This window comes from Flavobacterium sp. GT3R68, from assembly GCF_007109225.1.
In the GTDB taxonomy this organism is placed as follows: domain Bacteria; phylum Bacteroidota; class Bacteroidia; order Flavobacteriales; family Flavobacteriaceae; genus Flavobacterium.
In genome coordinates this window covers 1-1263 of record NZ_VJZK01000028.1, presented here as the reverse complement: position 1 = coordinate 1263, position 1263 = coordinate 1, and the positions used below count along the sequence as shown (strand labels likewise).

Here is a 1263-nt window from a genome sequence, read left to right as displayed (position 1 = left end):
CTTCCAACGTTCCCGCGCTACAAGCAGTTTGGGATTAAGGAAGCCAAATCTTCGGATAAACACAAATTTATCAGATACAAGACCAACTTTAAATTAAGCCAAATCCCCAAATTGCTTGTAGCGTGTGTTGGCAGATAGTGCTTTTATTTCATTTGTTTCTATTTCTGTATATTTAACCCAATTTCTTTTGGTGAATGAATATTCTTCTTTTTCTAAATGTTGTTTATATCTTGAAGATAATTTTGAAACAATTTCTTCAAGATTTTTACCAAGTATTTCTGTACTTATAGTTAGAATTAACGTTGTATCATTATCTGAGTTTTTTATTTCTACACCTAGTCTTTTAAAGTTTCTGTAACCAATAGAAAATACAAATTCCACAATATCAGGGCAAAAATGTAGTTCAAGTACTTCATTAAAGTTTGAATTTTTAATGTCTAAGAATAATTTTTCAACAGTGTCTATTTGACAATCTTTATCAAAATATTGTTTAGCACCTAAAATGAATGGAATTGTTAATCCGCTTTTTTTTAGGTTTTTCAATAAAATTAACCAATATGGATATTTAGACATTTTATTTTAGATTTTGCAATTTTATAAATTCGGAATAGTCATTAGATTTAATAATATCTATTTTTAATTTCGTGAAAAAAGATTTTTTTTTACTTTTTGCTTTTTGAAACGAAATAAATTGTGAAAATTGAGATATGATGGAGACAAATAGAAATATAAATGAAATCATAAAAACTAACACTGTCCACGAATCGTCAACAAGAATAAATGAAATTAAAATACAAAGACATAATGGAACTAAAAAAAATAATGATTCATCTTTATGCTCTTCATAATATGTTTTTGGTGGTGGAAAATCTAAATATGAATTTTTTTTAAAAGTTTCTTTTAAATTAGTATATGTTTCTAGGTCTAGTAATTTGCCTTCAAATTTATAAATTGTATATTCTATTTTATATATCATTTTTTTTCTATTTCATTTTCAATAATTTCTGAAATCCGTTCATATGGTATGCTTCCAAAATAAAAAATTTTGGATGGTGAGTGGTTTTTTTTATATATCTCTTGTAGAGGTTCACCAACACAAGGAACATTAATTTTCTTATAGATACTGTTTTCTGAAATATTTATACGGTTTATTTCTGCATTTAATCTAATCGCACGACTACCCTCACCATAACTTCCAACTTGTTCGCCGGGAACTTTTTTTACCCATATCAATACATTGGCATTTTTAATTTCTTCTGACTT

The 1263-nt window shown here is 26.4% G+C and carries 2 protein-coding genes; both read right to left on the bottom strand.

Going from position 1 to position 1263, the window contains the following annotated elements; translation table 11 throughout:
* Positions 1-93: 93 nt before the first annotated feature.
* Complete coding sequence (locus tag FNW07_RS13640; protein WP_144070562.1) at positions 94-573, bottom strand: hypothetical protein; 480 nt, start codon at positions 571-573, stop codon at positions 94-96.
* A gap of 399 nt (positions 574-972) precedes the next feature.
* Positions 973-1263: hypothetical protein (locus tag FNW07_RS13850; RefSeq protein ID WP_185964658.1), on the bottom strand; the 291-nt coding region annotated here is incomplete at its 5' end.